General features: G+C 39.8%; 26 protein-coding genes. 3 read left to right on the forward strand and 23 right to left on the reverse strand.

Translation table 11 applies throughout. The features are described 5' to 3' along the window. Positions 1-204 precede the first annotated feature (204 nt). The 17 genes from groL to ABZ559_RS11635 all read right to left on the reverse strand — a co-directional run bounded on the left by groL (position 205) and on the right by ABZ559_RS11635 (position 15,323). The gene (gene groL / locus ABZ559_RS11555) at positions 205-1,827 is read right to left on the reverse strand and encodes a chaperonin GroEL (RefSeq protein WP_018376608.1); all 1,623 of its coding nucleotides are present in this window, start codon (positions 1,825-1,827) and stop codon (positions 205-207) included. A 196-nt stretch (positions 1,828-2,023) separates the two neighbouring features. Further along, on the reverse strand, positions 2,024-2,311 hold the full coding sequence (gene groES / locus ABZ559_RS11560; RefSeq protein WP_018376609.1) for a co-chaperone GroES: 288 nt from the start codon (positions 2,309-2,311) through the stop codon (positions 2,024-2,026). Between the two features lie 162 nt (positions 2,312-2,473). Then, positions 2,474-3,277 carry an ATP-binding cassette domain-containing protein gene (locus tag ABZ559_RS11565; protein ID WP_367006503.1) on the reverse strand — a complete coding sequence of 268 codons (804 nt, stop codon included), beginning with the start codon at positions 3,275-3,277 and terminating at the stop codon, positions 2,474-2,476. Then, positions 3,277-4,179 (reverse strand): ABC transporter permease, encoded by a 903-nt coding sequence (locus tag ABZ559_RS11570; RefSeq protein ID WP_273414331.1) that lies wholly within the window; start codon positions 4,177-4,179, stop codon positions 3,277-3,279. Before ABZ559_RS11570 ends, ABZ559_RS11565 begins: the two co-directional genes overlap by 1 nt. A 34-nt stretch (positions 4,180-4,213) precedes the next feature. Further along, positions 4,214-5,176 carry an ABC transporter substrate-binding protein gene (locus ABZ559_RS11575; RefSeq protein ID WP_026217241.1) on the reverse strand — a complete coding sequence of 321 codons (963 nt, stop codon included), beginning with the start codon at positions 5,174-5,176 and terminating at the stop codon, positions 4,214-4,216. 426 nt (positions 5,177-5,602) lie between these two features. Continuing rightward, positions 5,603-5,896 carry a DUF202 domain-containing protein gene (locus ABZ559_RS11580; protein WP_367006505.1) on the reverse strand — a complete coding sequence of 98 codons (294 nt, stop codon included), beginning with the start codon at positions 5,894-5,896 and terminating at the stop codon, positions 5,603-5,605. A gap of 19 nt (positions 5,897-5,915) precedes the next feature. Then, positions 5,916-6,749: a PTS system mannose/fructose/sorbose family transporter subunit IID gene (locus ABZ559_RS11585; protein WP_273414329.1), complete on the reverse strand. Its 834-nt coding sequence runs from the start codon at positions 6,747-6,749 to the stop codon at positions 5,916-5,918. 1 nt (position 6,750) lies between these two features. Further along, entirely contained in the window at positions 6,751-7,602 is an 852-nt protein-coding gene (locus ABZ559_RS11590; protein ID WP_018376831.1) for a PTS sugar transporter subunit IIC, read from the reverse strand. A 169-nt stretch (positions 7,603-7,771) separates the two neighbouring features. Continuing rightward, positions 7,772-8,266: a PTS sugar transporter subunit IIB gene (locus tag ABZ559_RS11595; RefSeq protein WP_018364173.1), complete on the reverse strand. Its 495-nt coding sequence runs from the start codon at positions 8,264-8,266 to the stop codon at positions 7,772-7,774. 42 nt (positions 8,267-8,308) lie between these two features. Beyond that, positions 8,309-8,746, reverse strand: a complete 438-nt coding sequence (locus tag ABZ559_RS11600; protein WP_277290910.1) for a PTS fructose transporter subunit IIA — start codon at positions 8,744-8,746, stop codon at positions 8,309-8,311. A gap of 308 nt (positions 8,747-9,054) precedes the next feature. Next, a complete protein-coding gene (locus ABZ559_RS11605; RefSeq protein ID WP_026217240.1) occupies positions 9,055-10,359 on the reverse strand; it encodes an ABC transporter substrate-binding protein in 1,305 nt (434 codons plus the stop codon). Between the two features lies 1 nt (position 10,360). Next, positions 10,361-11,041 (reverse strand): response regulator transcription factor, encoded by a 681-nt coding sequence (locus ABZ559_RS11610; protein ID WP_018376828.1) that lies wholly within the window; start codon positions 11,039-11,041, stop codon positions 10,361-10,363. Then, a complete protein-coding gene (locus ABZ559_RS11615; RefSeq protein WP_367006507.1) occupies positions 11,038-12,357 on the reverse strand; it encodes a sensor histidine kinase in 1,320 nt (439 codons plus the stop codon). The genes ABZ559_RS11610 and ABZ559_RS11615 overlap by 4 nt, the downstream gene beginning before the upstream one ends. Further along, on the reverse strand, positions 12,354-13,319 hold the full coding sequence (locus tag ABZ559_RS11620; RefSeq protein WP_367006509.1) for a sugar ABC transporter substrate-binding protein: 966 nt from the start codon (positions 13,317-13,319) through the stop codon (positions 12,354-12,356). The genes ABZ559_RS11615 and ABZ559_RS11620 overlap by 4 nt, the downstream gene beginning before the upstream one ends. 9 nt (positions 13,320-13,328) lie before the next feature. Continuing rightward, complete coding sequence (locus ABZ559_RS11625) at positions 13,329-14,123, reverse strand: Cof-type HAD-IIB family hydrolase (RefSeq protein ID WP_367006511.1); 795 nt, start codon at positions 14,121-14,123, stop codon at positions 13,329-13,331. A gap of 108 nt (positions 14,124-14,231) precedes the next feature. Further along, entirely contained in the window at positions 14,232-14,789 is a 558-nt protein-coding gene (locus ABZ559_RS11630; RefSeq protein WP_367006513.1) for a GNAT family N-acetyltransferase, read from the reverse strand. 138 nt (positions 14,790-14,927) lie between these two features. Beyond that, positions 14,928-15,323 (reverse strand): single-stranded DNA-binding protein, encoded by a 396-nt coding sequence (locus ABZ559_RS11635; protein WP_367006514.1) that lies wholly within the window; start codon positions 15,321-15,323, stop codon positions 14,928-14,930. Positions 15,324-15,401: 78 nt separating this feature from the next. Between ABZ559_RS11635 and ABZ559_RS11640 the strand changes: the two genes are divergently transcribed. Continuing rightward, positions 15,402-16,121, forward strand: a complete 720-nt coding sequence (locus ABZ559_RS11640; protein WP_367006515.1) for a class I SAM-dependent methyltransferase — start codon at positions 15,402-15,404, stop codon at positions 16,119-16,121. 211 nt (positions 16,122-16,332) lie between these two features. Here the strand turns inward: ABZ559_RS11640 and ABZ559_RS11645 are convergent, their stop codons facing one another. The 6 genes from ABZ559_RS11645 to ABZ559_RS11670 form a co-directional block, all read right to left on the reverse strand. After that, entirely contained in the window at positions 16,333-17,832 is a 1,500-nt protein-coding gene (locus tag ABZ559_RS11645) for a PASTA domain-containing protein (RefSeq protein ID WP_367006517.1), read from the reverse strand. Beyond that, the gene (locus tag ABZ559_RS11650; protein ID WP_317334235.1) at positions 17,825-18,499 is read right to left on the reverse strand and encodes an ABC transporter ATP-binding protein; all 675 of its coding nucleotides are present in this window, start codon (positions 18,497-18,499) and stop codon (positions 17,825-17,827) included. Before ABZ559_RS11650 ends, ABZ559_RS11645 begins: the two co-directional genes overlap by 8 nt. A 25-nt stretch (positions 18,500-18,524) precedes the next feature. Continuing rightward, positions 18,525-19,988, reverse strand: coding sequence for an ABC transporter permease (locus ABZ559_RS11655; RefSeq protein ID WP_018376819.1), 1,464 nt, complete (start codon positions 19,986-19,988; stop codon positions 18,525-18,527). 448 nt (positions 19,989-20,436) lie between these two features. Continuing rightward, on the reverse strand, positions 20,437-21,060 hold the full coding sequence (gene ytpR / locus ABZ559_RS11660; RefSeq protein WP_273414310.1) for a YtpR family tRNA-binding protein: 624 nt from the start codon (positions 21,058-21,060) through the stop codon (positions 20,437-20,439). A 154-nt stretch (positions 21,061-21,214) separates the two neighbouring features. After that, positions 21,215-21,529 carry a thioredoxin family protein gene (locus ABZ559_RS11665; protein ID WP_367007661.1) on the reverse strand — a complete coding sequence of 105 codons (315 nt, stop codon included), beginning with the start codon at positions 21,527-21,529 and terminating at the stop codon, positions 21,215-21,217. Continuing rightward, positions 21,529-21,810, reverse strand: a complete 282-nt coding sequence (locus tag ABZ559_RS11670; RefSeq protein WP_273414308.1) for a DUF4651 domain-containing protein — start codon at positions 21,808-21,810, stop codon at positions 21,529-21,531. Before ABZ559_RS11670 ends, ABZ559_RS11665 begins: the two co-directional genes overlap by 1 nt. Positions 21,811-21,975: 165 nt before the next feature. Here ABZ559_RS11670 and pepA point away from each other — a divergent pair, with 165 nt between their 5' ends. Continuing rightward, positions 21,976-23,043 carry a glutamyl aminopeptidase gene (gene pepA, locus ABZ559_RS11675; RefSeq protein WP_321058742.1) on the forward strand — a complete coding sequence of 356 codons (1,068 nt, stop codon included), beginning with the start codon at positions 21,976-21,978 and terminating at the stop codon, positions 23,041-23,043. Position 23,044: 1 nt separating this feature from the next. After that, on the forward strand, positions 23,045-23,815 hold the full coding sequence (gene proC / locus ABZ559_RS11680; RefSeq protein ID WP_367006519.1) for a pyrroline-5-carboxylate reductase: 771 nt from the start codon (positions 23,045-23,047) through the stop codon (positions 23,813-23,815). Positions 23,816-23,915 lie beyond the last annotated feature (100 nt).

Below are 23,915 nucleotides of genomic sequence, written 5' to 3' on the forward strand. Positions count from 1 at the left end.
TCTCTCCCTTCCTAATCAATTGATAAATCGTTTACATTTTCATTATATCAAAAAGTCAAGTCTAGACCAAATACTATCAGAAAGAGACTATAAGAATCTATGATTAATTTTTTCACCATTTTGAACCTTTAGCAAGAAATCAAACCCAGCCCTTACAACAATAAAAACCCACTCTATTGAGCAGGTTAGTAAATTTTTCTTGTTTTAGAAGCCACCCATCATACTTGGGTCCATAGCTGGAGCAGCTGGGGCTGCTGGTTCTGGCTTGTTGGCCACGACCGCTTCAGTTGTTAGAATAAGGCTAGCAACTGAGGCTGCATTTTGCAAAGCGGAGCGAGTTACCTTAACTGGGTCAATAATACCAGCCTCTACCATATCTACCCATTCACCGTTGGCAGCATTGAAACCTGTTCCGACAGGGCTATTTTTAAGTTTCTCAATGATAACAGAGCCCTCATAACCAGCGTTGAGAGCAATTTGACGAACAGGTTCTTCCAAAGCACGTTGAACAATATTACGTCCTGTCGCCTCATCACCAGTCACATCAAGCTCAGCAACCTTACCAATGACATTGACTAAGGCTGTCCCACCACCAGCAACAATGCCTTCTTCAACAGCTGCGCGCGTTGCGTTTAGAGCATCTTCAATGCGAAGTTTCATTTCTTTCAATTCAGTTTCAGTAGCGGCACCAACTTTGATAACGGCCACACCGCCAGCCAATTTAGCTAAACGTTCTTGGAGTTTTTCACGGTCAAATTCTGATGTTGTCGTTTCAATTTGAGATTTAATCAAAGCCACGCGGTTGGCAATTGCATCGGCTTCACCCGCTCCTTCAACAATCACAGTGTTATCCTTATCAACAGTAACTTTAGCAGCTTGGCCAAGCGCCGCCATTGTGGCATCTTTCAATTCAAGGCCAAGATCTTCTGTGATGACTGTTGCCCCTGTTAAAATAGCAATGTCTTCAAGCATGGCTTTACGGCGATCACCAAATCCTGGAGCTTTAACAGCTACAACATTGAAAGTACCTCGAATTTTGTTAAGAACAAGCGTTGGCAAGGCTTCACCATCAACATCATCAGCGATAATCAGAAGCGGACGGCTTGTTTTAAGAACTTCTTCTAATAGTGGCAAGACTTCTTGAATATTTGAGATTTTCTTGTCTGTAATCAGGATAAATGGATTGTCAAGGTCAGCAACCATTTTTTCATTATCCGTAACCATGTACTGTGACAAATATCCGCGGTCAAACTGCATACCTTCTACCACATCAAGTTCTGTTTCCATACCACGTGATTCTTCAATAGTAATAACACCGTCATTACCGACTTTTTCCATGGCTTCTGAAATGTAATCACCAACTTTTTCAGAGCGTGATGATACCGCAGCAACTTGAGCAATGGCTTCTTTGTTAGCAACCGGTTGAGCGATAGCTTTCAATTCGTCGACCGCTGCCGCAACTGCTGCTTCAATCCCACGACGTATTCCAATAGGGTTAGCTCCAGCAGTCACATTTTTTAGACCTTCACGCACAATGGCTTGAGTCAAGACAGTAGCTGTTGTCGTTCCATCACCAGCAATATCGTTGGTTTTTGAAGCCACTTCGCTAACTAATTTTGCTCCCATATTTTCGAAATGGTCTTCCAATTCGATTTCTTTGGCAATGGTAACCCCGTCATTGGTAATTAGTGGTGAGCCAAATGACTTTTCCAAAACAACGTTGCGTCCTTTAGGGCCCAAGGTTACTTTGACGGTATCCGCCAAAATATCAACTCCACGCACCATAGCTGCGCGTGCATCTGATGAAAATTTAATATCTTTAGACATGTTTATTCCTTTCTTTGTGAACTTCTTCTAAGCTCTAGAATGTAATAAGTTTTCCATTTTATTTGCCTTGTTACAGACACCAGTCTAGTCTTAGCAAATCAGGATCAATTTATAGAAACCAATTCCCAAAAACTCTGTTTAGTCAACAAAGCTAAAAATATTTTTTAGGCTTTTGCTCACGTCTTCTAGCACTTCTTTAATCTACAATAGCCAAAATGTCGCTTTCACGAATAATGGTAACTTTAGCCTCGCCATCTTTGACATCAAGACCTGATCCGTTTTCAACCAAAACAGTGTCACCGACTGCGACGCTTGGAGCTACCAAATCACCTGTCAAGGTTCGAATACCTTGACCAACAGCTAGGACTTGGGCAACTTTTGTGGCTTCATGGCTGTTTCCGGCTAACACAAAACCACCACTTGTTTTTTCTTCTGTTTCTTTAAATGTCACGACAACACGGTCGCCTAATGGTTTTAATGACATCTTGATTCCTCCATTATATTCTTTTGAAATAGCAGCGCTGTTAACTCACTACCTGCATTAGCACTCTTTAACGTTGAGTGCTAATGTTTTACAAAGACTATTCTATCACTTGGTCAGAAATAGTCAAGAAAAAAACTCTACCAAGCGGTAAAGTTTTATTTTTTATCCTAACACCAGAGCATCATCATTTAGCACTTGTCCACTATTTTTATGGAAGAGGTCCATAAGCTGCGCAACAGTGAGATTTCTCTTTTCTTCGCCTTTGACGTCCACGACAATTTTCCCGTGATAGAGCATAACCAGACGATTACCGTATTCAATGGCGTGTTCCATGTTGTGGGTAATCATAAGGGTGGTGAGTTTTTGTTCTTCAACTACTTTCTTGGTCAAGCCCATGACCATGTCACTGGTTTTAGGATCAAGGGCTGCTGTATGCTCATCAAGTAAGAGTATTTTGGGACGAACCAAGGTCGCCATAGCTAGAGTTAAAGCTTGGCGCTGACCACCTGAAAGAAAATTAGCATCTGTTTTCATGCGCCCTTCTAGTCCTAAGCCCAGCTCGGTCAAGGATTCTTTGAAAATCTGACGTTCTGACTCAGTGATTGATTTTTTGAAAATGCTGCGCTTCTTACCACGTCGGTAAGCAATCGCCATATTTTCCTCAATAGAAAGATTGGTAGCCGTTCCCATGCGGGGATCCTGAAAAACACGACTGATATCTTTTGAGCGTACATCAACAGAGAAGTTCTTGATTGACTGTCCTTCTAAGATAATATCTCCCTCATCAATTTTCAGAACACCTGCGATTGAGTTCATGAGGGTTGACTTCCCAGCACCGTTCCCACCAATGACGGAGATAAAATCACCTTGCTCAATTTCCAAATTCAAACCGCACAAAACATGGTTCTCATTAACTGTTCCTTTTTCAAAGGTTTTATGAATGTTTGATAATGTCAGCAAAGCCACTACTTGTCACCTCTCATACTTAGATTTTTAGATGGTTTGATATTTAGGAAATTACGAATTTCTGGGATATATAGAATCACAGCAAGTAGGATAGCTGATACCAATTTAATCATTTGTGCATCCACATTCATAGCTAAGATGATAACAATGATAAGGCGATAAAGTACAGCACCCAGGACAATAGATAAAAGACGTTTGCCTAATGGTAGGTATTTGATAATCACTTCCGCCAAGATAATTGAGGCAAGTCCGATAACAATGGTTCCAACCCCCATATTAAGGTCTGCATAGCCATTATTTTGGGCCAAAAGAGCTCCTGAAAGTGCAATTAAACCGTTGGATAGCATATAGCCTAAAATTTTCATCCGATCCACTTTAATCCCATTGGCTTCTCCCATCTCTAAATTATCTCCCGTTGCGCGGAGTGCAAGACCCAACTGTGTATTAAGCAAAACTATTAAAGATAGGACAACTAAGGCTACGAAAACAGCACCAATAACAAGCACTGCACTTGTCTTAGTCAGACCGCTATCTGTCAATAAGGTGACCAGAGTTGTTTCTCCTGAAAGAGACACGTTAGATCGTCCAAGAATGAGCAAATTGACCGAGTAAAGCCCCGTTAGGGTGATGATACCAGTCAATAGTGCTGGAATTTTCATCTTAGTATGCATAAAGCCTGAAACCACTCCAGCTAACATGCCACCTGCCATACCACCCAAGGTGGCCACAATAGGATGGTATCCATTGACAATCAAGAGAGCACATACCGCTGCTCCCATAGGAAAAGAGCCTTCTGCTGACAGGTCCGCAATGTCCAAAATACGAAACGTTAAAAATACACCAATGGCCATAATCGACCATAACAAGCCTTGTGAAATGCTTGATAATACAATATCTATCATTTATTTCCTCTAAACTGTAAATTAGTTATCTCTTTTATTCTTCCTTAATTCCGCTAACATCAATTCCTAATGTTTTCGCCATATCTTCGTTAACAACAACTTTCAAAGCCTTCGGGTACTCCGCAGCCACTTGATTTGGTTCTTTACCCTTTAAGATTTTGACTGCTAGATCCGCTGTTTGGCGACCAAGTTCTTCATAATCAGCCCCGTAAGAGAAAAGCACACCTTTTTCAACAACGTCTGCAGAACCCCCCACAACTGGAATCTTCATTTCTTTAGACAGGTCGGTAATGAGAGTGATAGAACTTACGATGGTATTGTCCGTTGGGATAAAGAGCACTTCTGTTTGATTCATCAAACTTTTAGCAGTATCTTGAACATCATTGGTTGAGGAGATCCCCTTTACCAATGTTTCAATGCCAGCCTTTTTGAAGGCTTTCTTAGCTTCCTCCACCTGAACTTCTGAATTACGTTCACTGGTAGTGTACATAATTCCAACCTTCTTCACATCTGGCATAACTTTTTGGAGTAATTCAACCTGCTTGTCAATTGGTGACATATCACTAGTTCCTGTGGCATTACCTCCAGGTTTTTCCATAGATTTAACCAACTTTGCAGATACTGGATCTGTTACTGCCGTAAATAGAATCGGAACATCACTTGAAGCCGCAACCAAACTCTGCGCAGCTGGGGTTGCAATACCAAGAACCAAATCATTATCTTTGACCAAGCTTTCAGAAATGGTCTGTAAATTAGATTGATCACCTTGGGCGTTCTCATAATCAATTACGATATTATCGCCATCTTTGTAGCCTAATTTTTTTAACTCAGCTACAAACCCTTTGCGTGCAGCTGTCAGGGACTCATGCTCTACATATTGTAAAATTCCAATATGTTTGGCATCGCTTGAAGCTGTACTGTCTTTTTTTGACGCACAGCCAATCAAAAGTAAACTAGCGGCACCTAAAATTAGGGCACTTTTCAATAATTTTTTCATAGTAGTCTCCTCTTCTACTTTTAAATTCATTTCCTTAACGAAATAAAACCGACTAGACTTCTGAAAATCTAGCCGGTTTACTTACTGCATTTATCTAAATACATTTACAGTCTCGCCCCTTAGATTTTCCTATCATCTAATCGGCTATCCAACAGTAAAATGCTTCAGCTTCATAGATACAAACAGCTCTGACGTTTGCATCCTAGTGGCTACAAACGTCTATCTAAAGAAACTAAAGTAATAGTAACGATTCAATTTTTGACGACTTGCTGGCGCTTGCATTAGCATACCACTATCTCCTTCGTTTTCGGTTACTTTAACTATACTCTTATTTTTATACCTTGTCAAGATTGTTTGTGAAATTTCTGAAAATTTTGAAACAAAGAAACACCTGACATTGAAAGGTTAACTGTCAGGTGTTTGAGTTTAGTTTTTAGAGAGGTGGAGTTTAGTTTCAAAATCATCAATTACTTTTGTGACATTCTTTTTCCCCTTGTAAATACCATAGCCAAAGAGAAGCATACCTAAAATGCCAAGAACAATTAGAACAAGTCCAAGGATAAAAGCCATTTGTCTGTTAGATTTGAAGAAGTAGGTTAGCACAACGCCGACACTTGCTACGATGAAGAATAAACTGAACCATCTCCCAAGATTATCGATCATATGCTTTTGATATTTTATTTCAGTTTCATATCCCCGAATAAGTTCTTGTTCTGTCATTTCTTTTTCCTCTTTAAATTTAGTAAGACAAACCTGGGTTGAAGAAGCCAACAAGTACACCAACAAGGGCAATAACTACCAAAAGAAGCATTACTTTGATTGGAGAAATGTTTTTCTTAGCCATTAACCACCAACAAAAGACGATAAAGGCTGCTGTCAAAAGCCCTGGATAAACGGCATCCAATTTATCTTGGAGAACTAAGTAAGGATGTTTAGCACTACCTAATTGGAAGGATGTTTTTACTGAAACCCAAGTTGCAGCAACACCGCCGACAACCATACCACCGACGATTGAGACAGCTTTACGGATAGCTTGACCTTGTGCACCAACAAGGAATTCAACAGCCTTGTCACCCAATTCATAACCCTTGAAGTAGGCAAATTTCATACCAAAGTAAGCCAAGAGGTTCCAGACGATGATGTAGAAGATAGCACCGATTGGTGAACCACCAGTTGACAAACCAAGAGCGATACCCAAAATAACTGGAATCAAAGTACCAACAACGAGAGAGTCACCAATACCAGCAACAGGTCCCATCAAACCTGCACGAAGACCATTGATGGTTTCGTCATCGACTTCTTCTGATCCATTAGCACGCGCTTCTTCAAGACCTGCTGTGATACCAACAATCAGAGCACCAAGTTGAGGTTCTGTATTGAAGAAAGCTGTATAAGTCTGCATCGAACGTGCTTGGTCTTCTTTTTTATCGTACAATTCTTCCACAATTGGCAACATTGATGTCAGGTAACCAAAAGTTTGCATGTGTTCTTGAGAAAAGCAAGTCAAGTTACCATAGTACCAATGATGGAAAGATTTCATTAGGGTTTTCTTTGTAATTTTCTTTTGTGCCATCTTAGATATCCTCCTCATCATCGTCATCAAAATCGTCACCAGCTGCAACAGCCGTAGCTCTCACATTTTTAGCCATTTCAAGTTCATAGAACAATACTGCAAAGATCAATGAGATTACTGCACATGACACGAGGTTCAAACCAAGTGAAGCAGCCAAAGTGAAACCAACAAAGAATGGGATAAAGTCAGTTACTTTATCAACAATTTGCTTCAACAGGATTGCAATCCCTACACATGGAAGCAAAGCACCTACCGTGAAGAGGGTTTTCATTGGGATACCATCCATTGGGAGGGCATCTTTCATAGCAGTAACAGCAGTTGCACCGAGTTTACACATAATTAGCGTCGGAATGAATGAGAAAACGATGTGAGAAACCCATGGATAGAGCCAGTCAACTTTGTAAAGTTGTTTGAAGTTTCCTTTTTCAACAGCTTTCCAGCCGATATGTTGCCAAACAAGGTTCATTGTTGCAGTACCGTAGAAAAGAACAGTACCAACAGTACCAACAAGAGTCCCCATTGATTTAGCCAAGTTAGCAGCATCAGCTGAACCAGCTGAGAGACCTTGTGAATGAATAGCAACCATTGCAAGAGGAATACCGATATAAGATACGGCACGAACGTCTGCTGAAACAGTACCTCCTGGTGTTACAAGAGCAATGTAAACTAATTGCATGGCAACCCCACAGATGATACCCGTTTTAACATCACCTAAGATAAGACCACAGACCAAACCACCAACTAAGGGACGACCCAATGTGTAGTTACCAATCGAGGTACCACCAAGACCAGGCATTGAAGATAAACAAGCAAATAAGCCTAGCAAGGCTGCTTGAAGCCAAGAAATTGTCATAATACATCTCCTATACTAAGATACAAAGAGCGTTAATAAATCCGTATAAAAATAGAAAACTGATGACGTATCATTGGGATACAAGGAAGTTTATCTTTTTTACTAGGATTTTAGCTCGTGTTCAATTACTAAGATACAAAGAACATTAAATCTTTACTAACGATAAAGATTAATAACCAAATTTAGATTTGAAGTCCGACCAGTAACCAATTGAGACATCTGGCAGAAGTTGGAATTTCACTTTGTAGCCAGCTTTTTCGATGGCTTCAATAGCATCTGCTTCTTCCTGAGTAATGGATTGATTGTTCCCAAGTTTAACAGCTCCTGGACGGTCATTAGCTGGACCGACGATAATTTCCTTGACATCACTTGGTACAAAACCTTGATCAACCAAGAGTTTCTTCATGTCAATTGGATTTTTTGTGATAACGAAGTAACGGGTATCTGAATCCAAAACTTTTTGTGATTTTTGACCAAAAGCGTCAACTGACCAGACAAAAGTTTTCTTATCAGAAGCACCTTTGTAAGCCTGTGTCAAAACTTTGTTCTTAGCTGCCGCATCATTGACAGCAATAAGACCATCACATGGGTATTCCTTTGCCCAGCGCGTAACGGTTTGACCGTGAATCATACGATCGTCAATACGTACAAATGAAACTACCATTATATATCTCCTTTTTTGTAAAATAGCAGAGCGTTAGCCCTATTAAATATCGTCATCTTCATCGTCAGCATCATCTGATGTGACCTTAAATTCTTGAAGAGCAGCTTGTGCTTCTGGTAATACAGCAGCTACAAAGTCAGCTCCTTCTAAGGCATCCTTCATCACAACAGATGTTAAAGCCATTGGTAAGTTCATACCTCCCAGAACAACTGCTGTGTCCAATTTGCCGAGTTCTTCGAGAACACCACATGCTGTTGTTAGTGGACTTCCGCCAACGATGTCTGCCAAAACAACAACGCTGTCATCTTCTTTCAATGGTGCCATCGCAGCCTTGAAATCAATCGCAAAATCATCAACCGATTTCCCATTTTGCAAGCCAACTGCAATGACTTGGTCCATCTTGTCGCCAGCAAACATGGCAAGAGAAGTTTTCAACCCTTCTGCAAAGCCGCCATGGCTGACCAGTACTAAATACTTCATGCTCTGTCCTCCTTTATTCACACTTATTGTAAAACATTTGGAAACGCTTTATAATTGTAAAATGTCACCTTGATAGAAGGATAAATGTCATCTAAAATGTGACAAATGTCAACTTTGAACAAAAAAGACAAGCAACTGAAAGAAAAATCCAGAAGCTTGTCTTTTGTAAAAGATGATGACAGAACAGTGGTAGTTTTGAAAATCTATCAAAACGAGAAGAATAAAGAAGGATTACAATTTGAGAAGATAAGTCCCCTGAAATCAAAAGTCCAGATAACCTTCAACAACTTCCCTGTTTCGTCTTATTTTTATTTCAATTGATCTTCAATTTGGTGTTGAATATCCGCTAAATCACTATCTATCGTCTTATTTTTCAAAGACTGGGTAATGAGGTAGTCCACCTTTTCCAAGACGGAATTATATTTTTTAAATTTCGGTTGGATATTGGCATTTGTCATCATGGAATCTAAGGTATCTGCACTCAAGGCTGTTGAGCCAAAATCATCATTTTTCAAAATATCCTTAGTCTCAGTATTTTTCATGATTTTCTTGAGCACAGAAGTTCCCTGTGAAGTTTCAAAAAGCATTTGTTGAGTAGCTTCATTATCTGTCAGGAGCTTAAGAAATTCCCACGACAATTTGGCATTTTGGGTTTTGACCGAAATGCCATAAAGAGAGGTGCTGACTTGAGTGGCATTGATACTTGACTTAGCCGCTGGCATTTGTACGCAAGTCCAAGCAAAAGAAGAATATTTGGCCACATGATAAGGATAAGGTTTGTAGGTACGATACTGAGCTAAAGTCATGGGCAAGAAAGCCACCCTACCCTCATCGAAATCTTCTGTGCTAACTTGGTAATTTCCAGTTAAGGCATTCAACTTGCTCCAAACTCCCAAGGCAGACTTGACCTTCTCCGTGTTCAAGTAGGTCTTGGTCCCATATTCATCAAAAAGTTGTACACCATAGGCCGCTAAAGCTTGTTGCCAAGTGTATCCTGTCAAACCGTATTGATCAAGTATTCCATCACCATTGGTATCCTTGGTTACTTGTTGGCAAATATCGTAAAATTCAGCCAGAGTCCAACCCGAACTTGGAATTGTAATACCTTCTTTTTCTAACAAATCCTTATTGATACACATCATGGTTGGATTACTTTCATAAGGAAGGGCGTATTGAACATTTCCATAGCGTCCTGCTTGATAAGCAGAGTTGTAAAAATCAGATACCTTTAAGTCGGACTGAATAAAACTGTCTAATTTTTTAAGAGAGCCCGTTGAAGCCAAAAGATTAAAGTCATTTTCAGGTAAGATGAAAATGTCAGGTTGTTCACCATTAATGATAGCGTCTGAAAGCCAAGTAGAATAATCATCCTTGGAAATGCCGCTCTCATAGGTTACTGTGACATTAGGGTGCTTCTTTTCAAACTCAGCAATCACCTGGTCAATAACTTGATAATCGTTACCATTTGGAACTCCCCAGCTGCTTCCCGAATAAATTCCTAAGTGCAGTTCAATCTTTTTTACCTTTTGATGATAGATCAAGAAGGCAGATAAAACAACAACTAAACAAACAAGAAGGATAATGAGTCTTTTCTTCGTCCAAATTTTCAACATCTTAATCATGACCATCACCGAAATCTTGGGTTGTCACACCAGTTTGCACTGCCCAGATTGCTAGCTGAGTACGGTCTCTCAGGCTCAGTTTGGATAAAATGTTTGACAGATAATTTCTAACAGTTCCTTCAGACAAAAAGAGCTTGCTAGCGATTTCCTTGTTAGACAAGCCAAATCCGATTTGCTGTATAATCCGCCACTCAACCTTGGATAAATCATCAACGTTATTTTCTTCTACCTGAATGGCAAAATTTGACTGAGCCATACGGGAGAAAATTTTAAAGACCTTAGTCGCAATATCAGGGTTGATCATGGCACCACCACTGCTAACCGTAATGATAGCCTGATGGAGTTCATCGGTTGACACTCCTTTAAGCATATATCCCGAAGCTCCGTATTTTAGGGCGCTAAAGATAAAATCGTCATCATCAAAGGTGGTTAGGATGATAATTTTAATATCTGGATATTGTTCTTTTACTTGCTTTGTGCAGAGAACACCATCCATCTTTGGCATGCGGATATCCATTAAAATAACATCAGGATGACAATTTTTTAAGGCCTCAATAACTTCTAGCCCATCACCAACAGCAGCAACCACTTCAATATCATCGTGAGCAGACAGGACAATTTGTAAGGACTCTCGAATTAGAGCTTGATCGTCTGCTATCAACACTTTTATCATTCTTCTTCCCCCTTAGCTTTTGGAATAGAAACTACTGTTTTAAATCCATGATCATTGTAAAATTCAGCTTTTCCTCCAATAATAGATAGACGTTCGCGCATTTGAGTCAGCCCATAGCCATAATGCAAGTCGTCAAAACCAATCCCATCATCCTGAATAATCAAGCGATAACAGGAATCACTGACCATCTTGATTGTGACCTGCCTTGCATGACCATGGCGAAGCGAATTGGTAATGGATTCCTGAATCACGCGGAAAATAATGTCTTCCTTTGTGGCGTCCAAATCAACATCTCCCCAATCATAGGCAAAGGAAATGGTTAGACGTGATAATTCTTGATAATCAGCTACCATTTTTTCCAAAGCATCTTTCAGACTTCTTCCTTCCAGAGCACCTGGGCGCAATTTTTCCAGCGACCGCCTAACATCACGGATACCTTCACGCACTACATTAGAGATATTCTTGAGTTGCTCTTTGGCTCGGTTAGGATCTAAATCAACCAATACCATGACTGCATCAATTCCTGCCGAAATCCCTGTCAGAGCGTGTCCCAAGGTATCATGGATTTCTCTTGCGATACGCTTTCGCTCTCTATCCTCAGCAATCTTTTCAGTTACTGCAATATAATTATTCATTTCTCGGTTAGCTTGTGCTGCCATCCGTAACTCTTCCTCAATCTTATGGTTCTCAGAAACAGAATACATGGTATAAGTAATAAGAGAGCTGATAAAAACAACGATATTTAAGGATGCCAAAAGATTTTTAACAAAAAGGGTCACAAAACGAATTGACTCTGGAAAGAAATCTAAATAAGTATCCAAGGAAGGGATTTCAACAACCAAGGATAAAATATCATAATTGGAAATCAACAATGCGCCGAAACTGAGAATAATGAAAGCTAGCCAGCTACGTCGCTGTTGCAAGGTGTAAAAATCTGTGTAGCTGTAAAAAATATCTATAAATACCAGCAAAATTAATCCATTATAGGATGACTGTAAAGCAATGAAAGTAGTCAACAGGAGAAAAATCTCTAATACCAGTAGCCAGTCCATCAACGATTGCCGCTCACGAGACAAACCGTTCTTAATTTGCATAACCAATAAAAGCAAGGCAAATGAACCAATAGAAGTCCAAAAAACGACAATCGGTTGTGTTGGTAGGGCTGTCAGATTTTCCAACAATGAGTGACTAAGACCTTTTTCAGTGATGTATTTGGTTGCAAAAAGATATAGCGAAGCATTGTAAACAACGGCTACAAAATTGATTAAAAGGAGTACCTGACGCAGATAGCGAATTGTTTTTAAATGAGCCATCATTGCCACCCCGTTACATCATAATCGCTGATATTTTCCTTGGTAATCAAGCTTACTGGGATGGTGATAAGCCTATCCACTTTTTTACCTTCTAAAAGTTGATAGGTGGTCGTAATAGCTTTTTCCCCCATCGCGATTGGAGATTGTGCAACCGTGGCTTCAACGTCATTAGTCGTATTTAGGAAATTTTTCATGTCTGGCGAGCCATCCACGCCATAAATGTAGATTTTTCGGGAAAGGTTCTTTTCTTTGATGGCTGCTAGTGCTCCTAAAGCGCTTTGATCGTTGAGAGCCATGACCACATCAAAATAAGTTTCTCTTTCAATAACCCCTTCAACTACTGGCATAGCTCTTTCCGTCTGACCAAAAGACTCTCGTCGCGCGACAATGCGATAGGCATCATGTCCAGAGATAGTGTCCATAAACCCCTTAATCCTATCAACAGCTGATAAGGTTTCCGAATGCTCCAGCAATAAAATATCAGCTTGAGAAACTGTTGACATCATCTGTTGTGCATCGAGAACCCCAGCATTGTAATTATCAGAGACAACTGTCGTATCTGCAACTGAATCATCCTCTAATTGGCTATCAACAACAATTATCTTGATTCCTTTTTTATGGGCTTTCTTTAAAACAGATACAATTTGCTTACTAGTACTATCCACAGGATTAATGATGATGGCATCCACTTTTTTACTGATAAATGTTTCCACTTGTTGGTATTGTTTCTCCACACTCAAGGCTGGATCTCTAGTGTAAAGAATATCCCCTTTGCTGTCTGCAACCTTCTCAACCTCCGCATTAACGACCTTGTAAAAAGCATTGTTCATAGTCATATAAGTTACACCAATCTTACGTTGGTTGGGAGACAAAACCAGATTACGATAATTTACATAAATCCCAAAAACTAATAATAAACCTAATATCAAGGCTATTAACGACTTGGTCTTTTCTTTTTTGAACATAGCCTCTCCTTAAAGATAGGTAAAAAGCACTTGGGCAATACCATCATGATTATGGTCAGAAGTAACGTGACCAATAGCTTCTTGAACTTCCTTGGGGCCATTGCTCATCACGTAGCCCTTACCCACTGTTTCTAGCATGTCCAAATCATTAAAATTATCTCCAAAAGCAATGGTGTCAGAGAGCTCTACCTTCATATAGTCAGCCAAAACCTTAACAGCTTGCCCTTTCTTTATCCCCGGTGCCATGATTTCAATAAAATAAGGCGCTGATTTGGCAATAGACAAGTCTGGATATAACTTCTTTAGGGATAACTCAAGCGGAGCAATCAAATCTGGCTCTCCCATCAAGAGGACTTTGTGAACAGCAGGCAAGAACTGGAGTTGTGATAAGTCCGCTTCATGTGAGCGTACCCCTACAATATCTTCCTCCCGTTTAACCCAAACATTGTCACGATCCATGGCATACCAATCGTGATAGCTGTAAACATTCCACGCAATCTCAGGATAATTTTGGCTAATAAAGCGACAGATTTTCAAAGCCGTCTCTGTCCCCATCGGATTTGAGGTAACAGTCTCTTCCTTGTCCGTCTGCACCAGAGCTCCGTTGTATGAAATAATAGGAGTTTTAATGCCGATACTGTTGACAATGGGCTTGATCCCCTCTGGCATCCGTGCTGATACTGGCACAAAAACTATCCCTTGCTTCACCGCTTGACGGATAGCCGCTTGAGTTTTGGGAGTTACCTGAAATTCACTGTTAATTAAAGTTCCATCAATATCACTGAAAATCATTTTAATACTCATCGTCTGCACTCCTTTACCCCTACAACTATTAAAAAATAATTAGCTTTTTTATCATTATAACACGTTTTTAGGGACAATAAAATCCCTACAAAAATGACCTGTAGGGATTTAGTGCCTTGATGAGTTTCGAGATAGTTGAAAAATTAGCAGATTAACTTCTCCCTGTCCTTTCCAATTTTCTCTAGATTCTCCGACTTGCTGGAAACCATTTTTGATGAGAACTCTTTGAGAAGCCTTATTTTCAGGCATGACGAATGCTTTAATTGTCTCAATATGACGTTCTCCTACAAGAAAATGGCAGAGCAAGTAGAGTGCTTGACTGGTTAAACCTTGATTCCAGTAATCATGGTTGGTACGATAGCCAATAGTGACTGAATCTGATCGTTTTTTATAGTCAAAAACTTCTAAAACGCTAATCAATTTTTCTTGATAAACCACTCCAAGAAACAAGCGCCTTTTCTTAATAAAGTCTCGTTGAAAATGATCAATACGCTTACGCAAAGTATCCTTATTTTGAGTTGATGTATTTGGGGTAAACTGAAAATGAAGCGGATTGGAATAGATTTCCCATAAATCCTCAAAATCACTGTCTTGAATGGCGCGCAACTGTAAAAAAGAGGTCTGGATGGAAGGAAAATTATCAAATAAGCTACTCTTGTTATTCATAGCAATAGTTTACTATGAAATCGTTGATTTCTCAAGATATCTATAAAATACCATATCCTTAGCATTACGATAAGAGTACCTCAGCAAAAGCCTTACCTGCCTTTCTAGACACTGGGTTCTGAAACCTCCATCAGTATTTTAAAAGGGCAACTCTTCCTCCTCTAAAACCAAATCTGCTAAGTCACCTGCTGTATTATTTTCACGCATAGCACGTTGAGCACGGCTTTCCAAAAGTTGGAAAGAATGTGCTAAAACTTCAGTGATATAGTGCGTTTTGCCATCTTTTTCATATTTGCGAGTACGCAATTCGCCATCTAAAGAAATAAGACTACCTTTGCTGCCATAAGAGGCTAGTGTTTCTGCCAGACGCCCCCAGACGACTACATTGACGAAGTCTGCTTCTCGCTCGCCATTTTGACTCTTAAATCTGCGATTGACTGCCACTGTCACGCGCGTGACTGATTTGTCGTTTGGTGTCTTGACCATCTCTGGTGTAGCTGTGAGACGTTTGATGATAATCACTTTATTGTACATTGATGTACCTCCTTACCTCTACTATTCGCAAGGTTTCTAAAAAAATGCTAAAATAAGAAAAAATATTTGGAGGTTTTTATGACAATTGATTTAAAGGCTTATCAAGAAATGCTGGCGCAGCCATGGGGCAAAATAATGTATGAATTGATTTTTGCACAGCTATCTCATGTCCAAAATCAAAATGTACTAGACTTTGGTGCAGGTTTTGGTATCACCGCGCAGCAGTTGTCCCAAAACAATACCGTTACTGCTATTGAGCCAAATTCTGATTTGCTTTTCGCTGACAACACACAAAATTTCACCAAAATCCAAGGCAGTCTAGATGCCCTCAAAAAGTTACCAGATCACAGTTTTGATATCATCATCTGCCACAACGTTCTTGAATATGTGCCTAAAAACCAACACGCAGAATACCTCGCTCAATTTGAGCGTCTGCTAAAATCTGGAGGCGAGTTATCATTGATTAAACATCATTCTATCGGTAAGGTCTTGCATAGTGTGGTTTTTAATAATGACATAGCATCCGCTTTAGATACTCTGGCTGGAAAAGATAGTTACCAAAGTGCAGCCTTCACAAAAGGAGATACATACACATTGGAAGAGCTCGCTGAAAATACCAAACTAACCATTGAAAACTACCAAGGCATCCGAACTCTCTATGCCCTCCAACCCAATCATTTCAAAACCCAGGAAGGTTGGATAGAAAATCTGACCAAATTTGAACTCGCTGTTGCCAATCAGAAACCTTATAAAGATATAGCTTTCTTCCATCATGTGACCTTACGAAAAAAATATTAGTACAATATCCAATGAAAACAAAAAGCACAGAAAGATTTTGTAACGGACCTTATCAAGTCGAAATCTTTCTGCCTTTTTAATTAGAATAGAAACTCTCAATAACCTCAGATTCTTCGAAAATCAAAACTCTATCCATCAACTCATCTTGGTAAATTCCAGCTATATCTACAATTCATTTTCGCATCTTTTTTGATTTTTGCTGAGTGTCATTTTAATCTGCAGTCTGTGTTTCTCCAGAATCGCTAGTTGACTTGTCTGTAGATGGAGTAGGAACTGGAGCCCCTGTGTACCAAGCACCGTTGCTGATACCAACGTTGACAGTATAGTTTAGGGGTAACCATGTTTCTTTGGCACTTTGTTTGACAACAGTTCCTTTTGGCTGATCTGAATTTACATAATAACTGCTAAAGTAAATTTCAGCCCCCTTGGATCGAAACTCTTCATAGAAATATTGTTGGAGTTCCCCTTCATTTTTACCTGTCAAATCACGAATATAAGGAGTTCCTGCTGAATAGACGACCTCAACATTACGGTTATCTTTTTCAGTCAATTCTGTACCAGCCGGTTGAGATTGTGAGATCAATTGTCCATAAGGTTTGTCCCCATAAACCTGACGAACAATCACTGTTAATCCCGAAACGGAGCTGGCTTGGCCCATCGTAATCTGTGAAAAATCGGGAACTGTCACACCTTTTCCTGCTGAAACCGTAATTTCCATTTTAGACTTTTTGGCTACTTTTTCATTAGCCACTACTGACTGCCCCATAACCAAGCCTGTTGCAATTGTTGAACTGGCTTTTTCAACATAAGTAACTTCAATACCGTTTGTCTTTGCCCAACTCTCAACCTCAGACTTTTGTTTCCCATTAAAATCTGGCACCGAGATATTGGCCTCTAAAACTTCGGCACCACGTGAATAGGTTAATGTAGCCTTTGTGCCACGTGTATATTCGCTAGCAGGAACAGAGTTAGTAATATCAAGTTTGATAAACTCGCCTTTCTTAATTGTCTCGTTAAATTCCTGACTGACCTTTAGATTTTCAGCTTTATTCTTTTCAACCCACTTAACCGCCTGACTATATGTCATCTTGGAAAAATCTGGCAATTTCAAAACTTCTTCAGGATCTGCACCAAGAGAGCTGACAACGCCTAACTGACTCCCCTTGGCAATTTTCTTACCTGCCTTAGTTTTTTGGGAAATAATGAAATTTGCGTCATATTTTGTGCTATATCTTTGAGTCAAATCAATAGTCACTTGATGCTGATTTCCCCACTCTCTAACTTCAGTTATACTTTTTCCAACAAAATTTGGCAAAGTAACATGGGTAAAGTGATAAGCAGAAAAAGCAATAACCAATATAGCAAGAGACGCACTAGCTACAAGAATTACCAACTTACGTTTCTTTTTCTTTTGATAAGTTGGATCAATCTCAACCTCTTCGTGAAAATCATCCCGACGCTTCTTTGCCCTATCATACCGAACAGGTGCTTCTTCTGGTGTCTCAAGGTTAACTGATTGACTGGATAAACCATTCTCATCTGTATCAACTGCTGATATCACAGTTGGAATTTGATGAGCCTCATCTTCTGAAGAAGCTGACACGACCGAATTTTTTTCAAGCTCTTTGCTTTCGTTTTCTGGATTTTTCTGATCTGTCTCGAGTAATTCCGTGTACTTATCACCTGAGAATTTTGATAAAAAATCACTCATATGCTTTCAACTTTCCCTTCCTTAAATAGTAAGTTTTATCAGATAAGGCGGCAATTTCCTGCGAGTGGGTTACCACAACAACACATTTTTCATGCTCATGAGCTAATTTCTTGAAGATTTCAACAATCTCACCTTCCATCTCCTCATCTAAGTTTCCAGTAGGCTCATCAGCTAAAATAACATCCACATTTGTAGCCAAAGAGCGCGCAATAGCGACACGCTGCTGTTCCCCACCTGATAGCTGATTGACCAAACGATCTGCCTTGGTTTTGACAATCCCAATATAATCAAGCAAATTGTAAGCAACTTCTTTTTGATTGGCTGGTATTTCATTTTCTGTAATAGCCATAGGAACCATGACATTTTCTACCGCAGTCATATAAGGAATAAGATTATAATGCTGAAAGACTATTCCAACATTATTACGACGAAAGGTTTCATAGCCAATCTCCTTGAGATCCTTACCATTATAAAAAACTTGCCCTTCTTTAGGAATTTCTAAAGCACTCAACAAAGATAGTAAGGTTGTCTTGCCCGAACCTGATTGTCCTAAAATCGTATAAAATTTTCCCTTTTCAAAACTGATATCTGTATTTTTCAAAATATAGCGACGATTTTCCCCATCTTGATAAAAATAAGATAAATTTTTCGCTTCTAAAATTGGCATACCAATCTCCTTTCAATCATCAGAGCTACATCATAATCCGCTTAGGGTTAAGGCGAACAATATAGGTCGTTGGTACAATAGTGGCTACCAAAACTGTTCCAAGTCCGATGACATACATCAAAACGACATAACTTGGTGTCAAGCGAACATCATACTCTTCTACCACATCGTCAATTGTTGTCGAATCATTGAGTTCATCTAAGCCAACGTAAGACACTCCATTATCATTTTTTTGCTGCTCAATCTGACTTTGGATAAGAGTATTTGAGAGACCTTTGGCCAAGACATTCCCTGAAACGACCGAGAGGCTCAGAGCCACAAGTGCTATGATAAAGACTTCTACCAAAGCCTGTAAAACAACTTTTACCTTTGCCTCACCGAGAGAAAGATAGATGCCAAGCTCATGTTTTCGATCACGCAAGAAAAGAAGTACAACCAGAGTAATGACCATAACACTAGCACTAACAGCTGCAATAAGAACATAACCTGCTATTTTTGACATAGACTTAACTGGTCCAGCAATGTTATCATAATTATCTGATGACGCATAAGCGATATAGTGTTTTGGTAACAGGGCTTGCGCTTCCTGTTTGAATTTTTCAAGATCTTCAGGATTTTTCAAGACGTAGAGAGGTTCACCGATACCAATGCTTTCACTCAATTCTTCCTCAGATACCTCAGAGGTGTTTGCTTCCGCCTGTTCACGCCTTGTTTCCTCAACTATCTTATTTGGCACATAAATCTGATTGATTGCCGTTTGCTCTTGGTAGGCTTGATTCCACCGATCAGCATCACTGGACTTATCCGTTTTACCAACTTTCTTTTGTGTGGATTTATTTTGATAAATCCCAACAATTTCAAGAGGATAGTCCGTTTGACTTTTCTTTTCATTTTTCTCATAATCTACAATATAGTTAGTAAAGGTTGCTGTATCTCCAACACTCAAATGGTTAAGATCAGCTAATTCCTTGGAAATCAAGGTCACAGCTTTACCCTTTGTCACTTCCTCTTCTGTAAACGCTCGTCCTTCTACCATCGTAATCTTTCCTTCTTCAAGAGGCAAAAGTTTGGAAGATTGAACACCTCTAAGACCAAAGGCATAATAGCTAGCAATCTCATCATTGCCCATTCCTCCATTATCTTCAATCATCGAGGAAACATAAGATTTGAGACCGGAAGAGCCGATATTTCCCATCAAAACATAGTCATAATACTTGACATAAGGAAGCTCACCAACCGCCGTGATTGTTTTCATCTTTAGATTTTCAATATTTTCATAATCACCATCTTTCATATTCTCATAATCCAGACGAAGGGTTACTGTCGCTCCCATTTTGTTCTTGATGGTCTTTTCAACATTCTGCGTCGCTTGCTGAATAGACACTGCACCAGCAATCACGTTGCTGAGTATAAAAATAATAATAAACAGCAAGAGGGATTTTCCCTTACGACGAGTAACACTTAACCAAGCACGTTTGAGATAATTCATAACTTCTCCTTTCATTTGTAGGTAATAGAAGGTAGCACTGTGCAAATTACCTACAACACCCCTAAAACTCTTCTGCTGAAATTATATCTAGTACTGAATCAGCTTGCACAGCTAAAAAATAATGATCTAAAAACTTTTAAAACCGCAGATGTAAGCGCTTATAGTTTTATATTATCATATTGATACAAGATTTTCAATTTTTATACCAATCTTCTGTAATCATTAATTTTCCAAAGATAAACATATCTCTTCAAAAATCATTCGCATATTATAGCTTTTTAGCGCGAGACGGCTGATTGCGGTTTATCACCCAGTCTGATTTTCTTTGAGCATTAATCTGAGTCTCTGATTACAGCCAGCAGCCCAATGTTCTTTATATTAATAAAACGAACAAAGTTTCAAAAGGTTACAAAAAAACACCTCCGAAAAGATGTTTTTTACTCAATACTTATGCCCAATGTTTTTCTGGGTTAAAAGCTTCACCAACAATAGCGCTATCGTTTAGCTCAATGATACCTCGTACCTGTGGAGCATTTGGCAATTCAAGCTCACGAGCAGAGCAAAGCATTCCAAAACTATCTTGACCGCGCAGCTTGCCTGGAAAAATTAAGCTACCACTTGGCATCATAGCGCCTGGCAAGGCCGCAACAGTTTTCAGACCAAGAGCCGCATTGGGAGCCCCACAGACAATCTGAACTCGCTCATCATCGTTGATTGCCACTTGACAAATATGCAAATGATCACTGTCTGGATGGTCAATCATTTCCACAATTTGTGCAACGACAAATTTAGGGGTAGCATCATTTTCTAAAACCGGCTCAAAACCTTCTTTGACCAACTCATCATTCAACCGTGCAACATTTTCGTCCGTCAGAAAAACTTGACCATTTCCATCAAGCTCAATCAGACTTGAAACCTCAAAAATATTCCAAGCCAGAGTCTCTCCGTTGTCATCACGATAAACACGTGCAACATTCCCACGACGTTCAACACTACGTTTGACATCTTCAGTGTCTTGAAAGATAACCAATAAAACGTCTCCAATATGTTCTCTATTATATGCAAAAATCATCTTTTTTCCTTTCCTATACAAAATCATTCGTTTTTCTCGAAATAAAGCTCCAATTTCAAAATTCCCTTAACTTTGTCTAAGCAGACAGAACACTTCAAGTTCTCCATGCCCGACATTCATCCCTGAGTATTATAGCTTCTAAGCTTACTTGGTATTACAGATTAGCCAAAAAGCTGTTAATTTCTGCCTTGCTCTTGCGCAGTTTATTAACTAGACGGCCGATTTCTTTACCATTTTCCACAACGACAAAGCTTGGAATACCAAAAATATTCCAACGTTGGGCAACTTCTATAAAGTCATCGCGGTCAACCCGAATAAAGTGAAAATCTGGATTTTCAGCCTCAATATTTGGCAAAGCTGGGTAAATGAACTGACAGTCTGGGCAACAATCTGCCGTAAAAAAGAAAACAAATTTCCCTTCTTTTTCAAGAAATTCTGCCAATTCTTCATAACTTTTTGGAATAATCATCATTCAGCCTCCCGATAATCGATTTCACCCTGTCGGTATTCAAAATAGAAAGTGACGTCATCATCAAAGACAACTCCACCCTTGACACAATCTATCGTAGACTCAAAATCATTGATGTAAAGCACCGCAATTGTCCCAAAAGTATCAAAAAAACGGCGGACTTCAGCCAAAATACGCTGACGTCTTTTCTCATCGAGCTGCTTTTTGACAACAACCCCTGTCACAAACAGGCCTCCCAGCCCTAAAAGACCTGACAGTAGGGCAACATTCTTTTTCTTCATGCCTACTATTGTAACATAAAAAATGCTTCTAGGTTCTGACTTTACTCTAAATTTTCATAACGAAAAATGATAGTTTCCCCCACAGATAATAAAGTTCTCCTTTGAAAAATGGTTTTTATTTTTAACCGAAAGTGCTAAAATAAAGGGGATAGAAATGAGGTATTTATGACTGAATTGTTTGATAAAATTAAAACTGTAACTGAATTAGATGGTATCGCAGGCTATGAGCATAACATACGTAACTACCTGCGTCAAAAAATCACTCCTTTAGTGGATGAGGTAGAAACTGATGGACTTGGTGGTATTTTTGGTATTAAGCATAGTCTAGCTGATCATGCTCCTCGTATCATGGTTGCCGCCCATATGGACGAAGTTGGTTTCATGGTCAGTGATATCAAGTCTGACGGCACCTTGCGCGTGGTTGGTATTGGCGGATGGAATCCCCTCGTTGTTAGTTCACAACGCTTTACGCTTTACACACGCGACAATAGTGCAATTCCAGTTATTTCTGGCTCAGTCCCACCTCATTTCCTACGTGGAAACAATGGCAGTGCTTCCTTACCGAAAGTGGAAGATATTGTCTTTGATGGTGGCTTTAGCAATAAGGAAGAAGCTGAGAGCTTTGGCGTGCGCCCTGGTGACATCATTGTGCCACAATCAGAAGCTATCTTGACCGCTAACCAAAAGAATATCATCTCTAAAGCTTGGGATAATCGCTACGGTGTCCTCATGGTAACAGAACTCCTAGAAAATCTGAAAGATAAACAACTGAACAATACCCTCATCGCAGGCGCTAATGTCCAAGAAGAAGTCGGCTTGCGTGGTGCTCATGTATCAACCACCAAGTTCGAACCAGAAATCTTTTTAGCCGTTGATTGCTCTCCCGCTGGAGATGTCTATGGAGGGCAAGGAAATATTGGTGATGGTACTTTGATTCGCTTCTACGATCCCGGTCATGTTATGCTTAAAGACATGCGCGACTTTTTGCTCACAACTGCCGAAGAAGCTGGTGTCAAATATCAGTATTATTGCGCTAAAGGAGGTACGGATGCTGGTGCAGCTCATCTCAAAAACGGCGGAGTACCTTCAACAACGATCGGAGTATGCGCACGCTACATTCACTCCCATCAAACACTTTACGCGATGGATGACTTTCTTCAAGCACAAGCCTTCCTCCAAGCTATTGTTAAAAAGCTTGACCGCTCAACTGTAGATTTAATTAAGGGGTACTAAAATGAAAATTGGATTCATTGGTGTTGGAAAAATGGCTAGCGCTATTATCAACGGTCTCAACAGTACCTCGCACGATATCACCATTTCAGGATCATCTCTAGCGCGCTCTCGGGAAATAGCAGAGCAGTTAGAGGTAACGGCAGCAGCATCACATCAAGAACTCATTGACCAAGCAGATTTGGTTATTCTCGGCATAAAACCACAGATGTTTGACACTGTTTTAGCTGACTTGGCCTTTCATCAACCAATCATGAGCATGGCAGCTGGTATGACCTTAGAACGTCTGGCAAAACTAACCAGTCCAGAGTTACCGCTCATTCGCATCATGCCAAATCTCAACGCTCAAATCCTCAAAAGTACAACTGCTATCTGTACCAATGAGAATGTGTCAGCGCAGCTATTGACAACAGCAAAAGAAATCACAGATAGCTTTGGTTCAACGTTTGAGATTGCTGAAAAAGATTTCGACACCTTCACTGCTTTAGCAGGTTCAAGCCCTGCCTATATCGCTCTCTTCATCGAGGCACTAGCAAAAGCAGGTGTCAAATATGGCCTCCCTAAAGCAGAATCTTTAAATATTGCTACGCAAACTGTACTGGCAACTGCTGAAACCATTCTAACAGGAACAGACAGTCCACACGATTTGATTGACAAGGTTTGTAGCCCTGGTGGCACAACCATTGCTGGTCTTCTTGATCTTGAAAAAACAGGACTAACTGCTAGTGTCATCTCTAGTATTGACACAACCATTAACAAAGCAAAAAACCTTTGAGCAGACTCAAAGGTAAACAGATACTTGATGGTATCTGTTTTTTTATACTCAATGAAAATTAAAAGTAGCCTAGGAAACGAAGCCGACGATAGAACTTGAG

Source organism: Streptococcus sp. ZY19097 (genome assembly GCF_040731245.1).
Taxonomy (GTDB): Bacteria; Bacillota; Bacilli; order Lactobacillales; family Streptococcaceae; genus Streptococcus; species Streptococcus orisratti.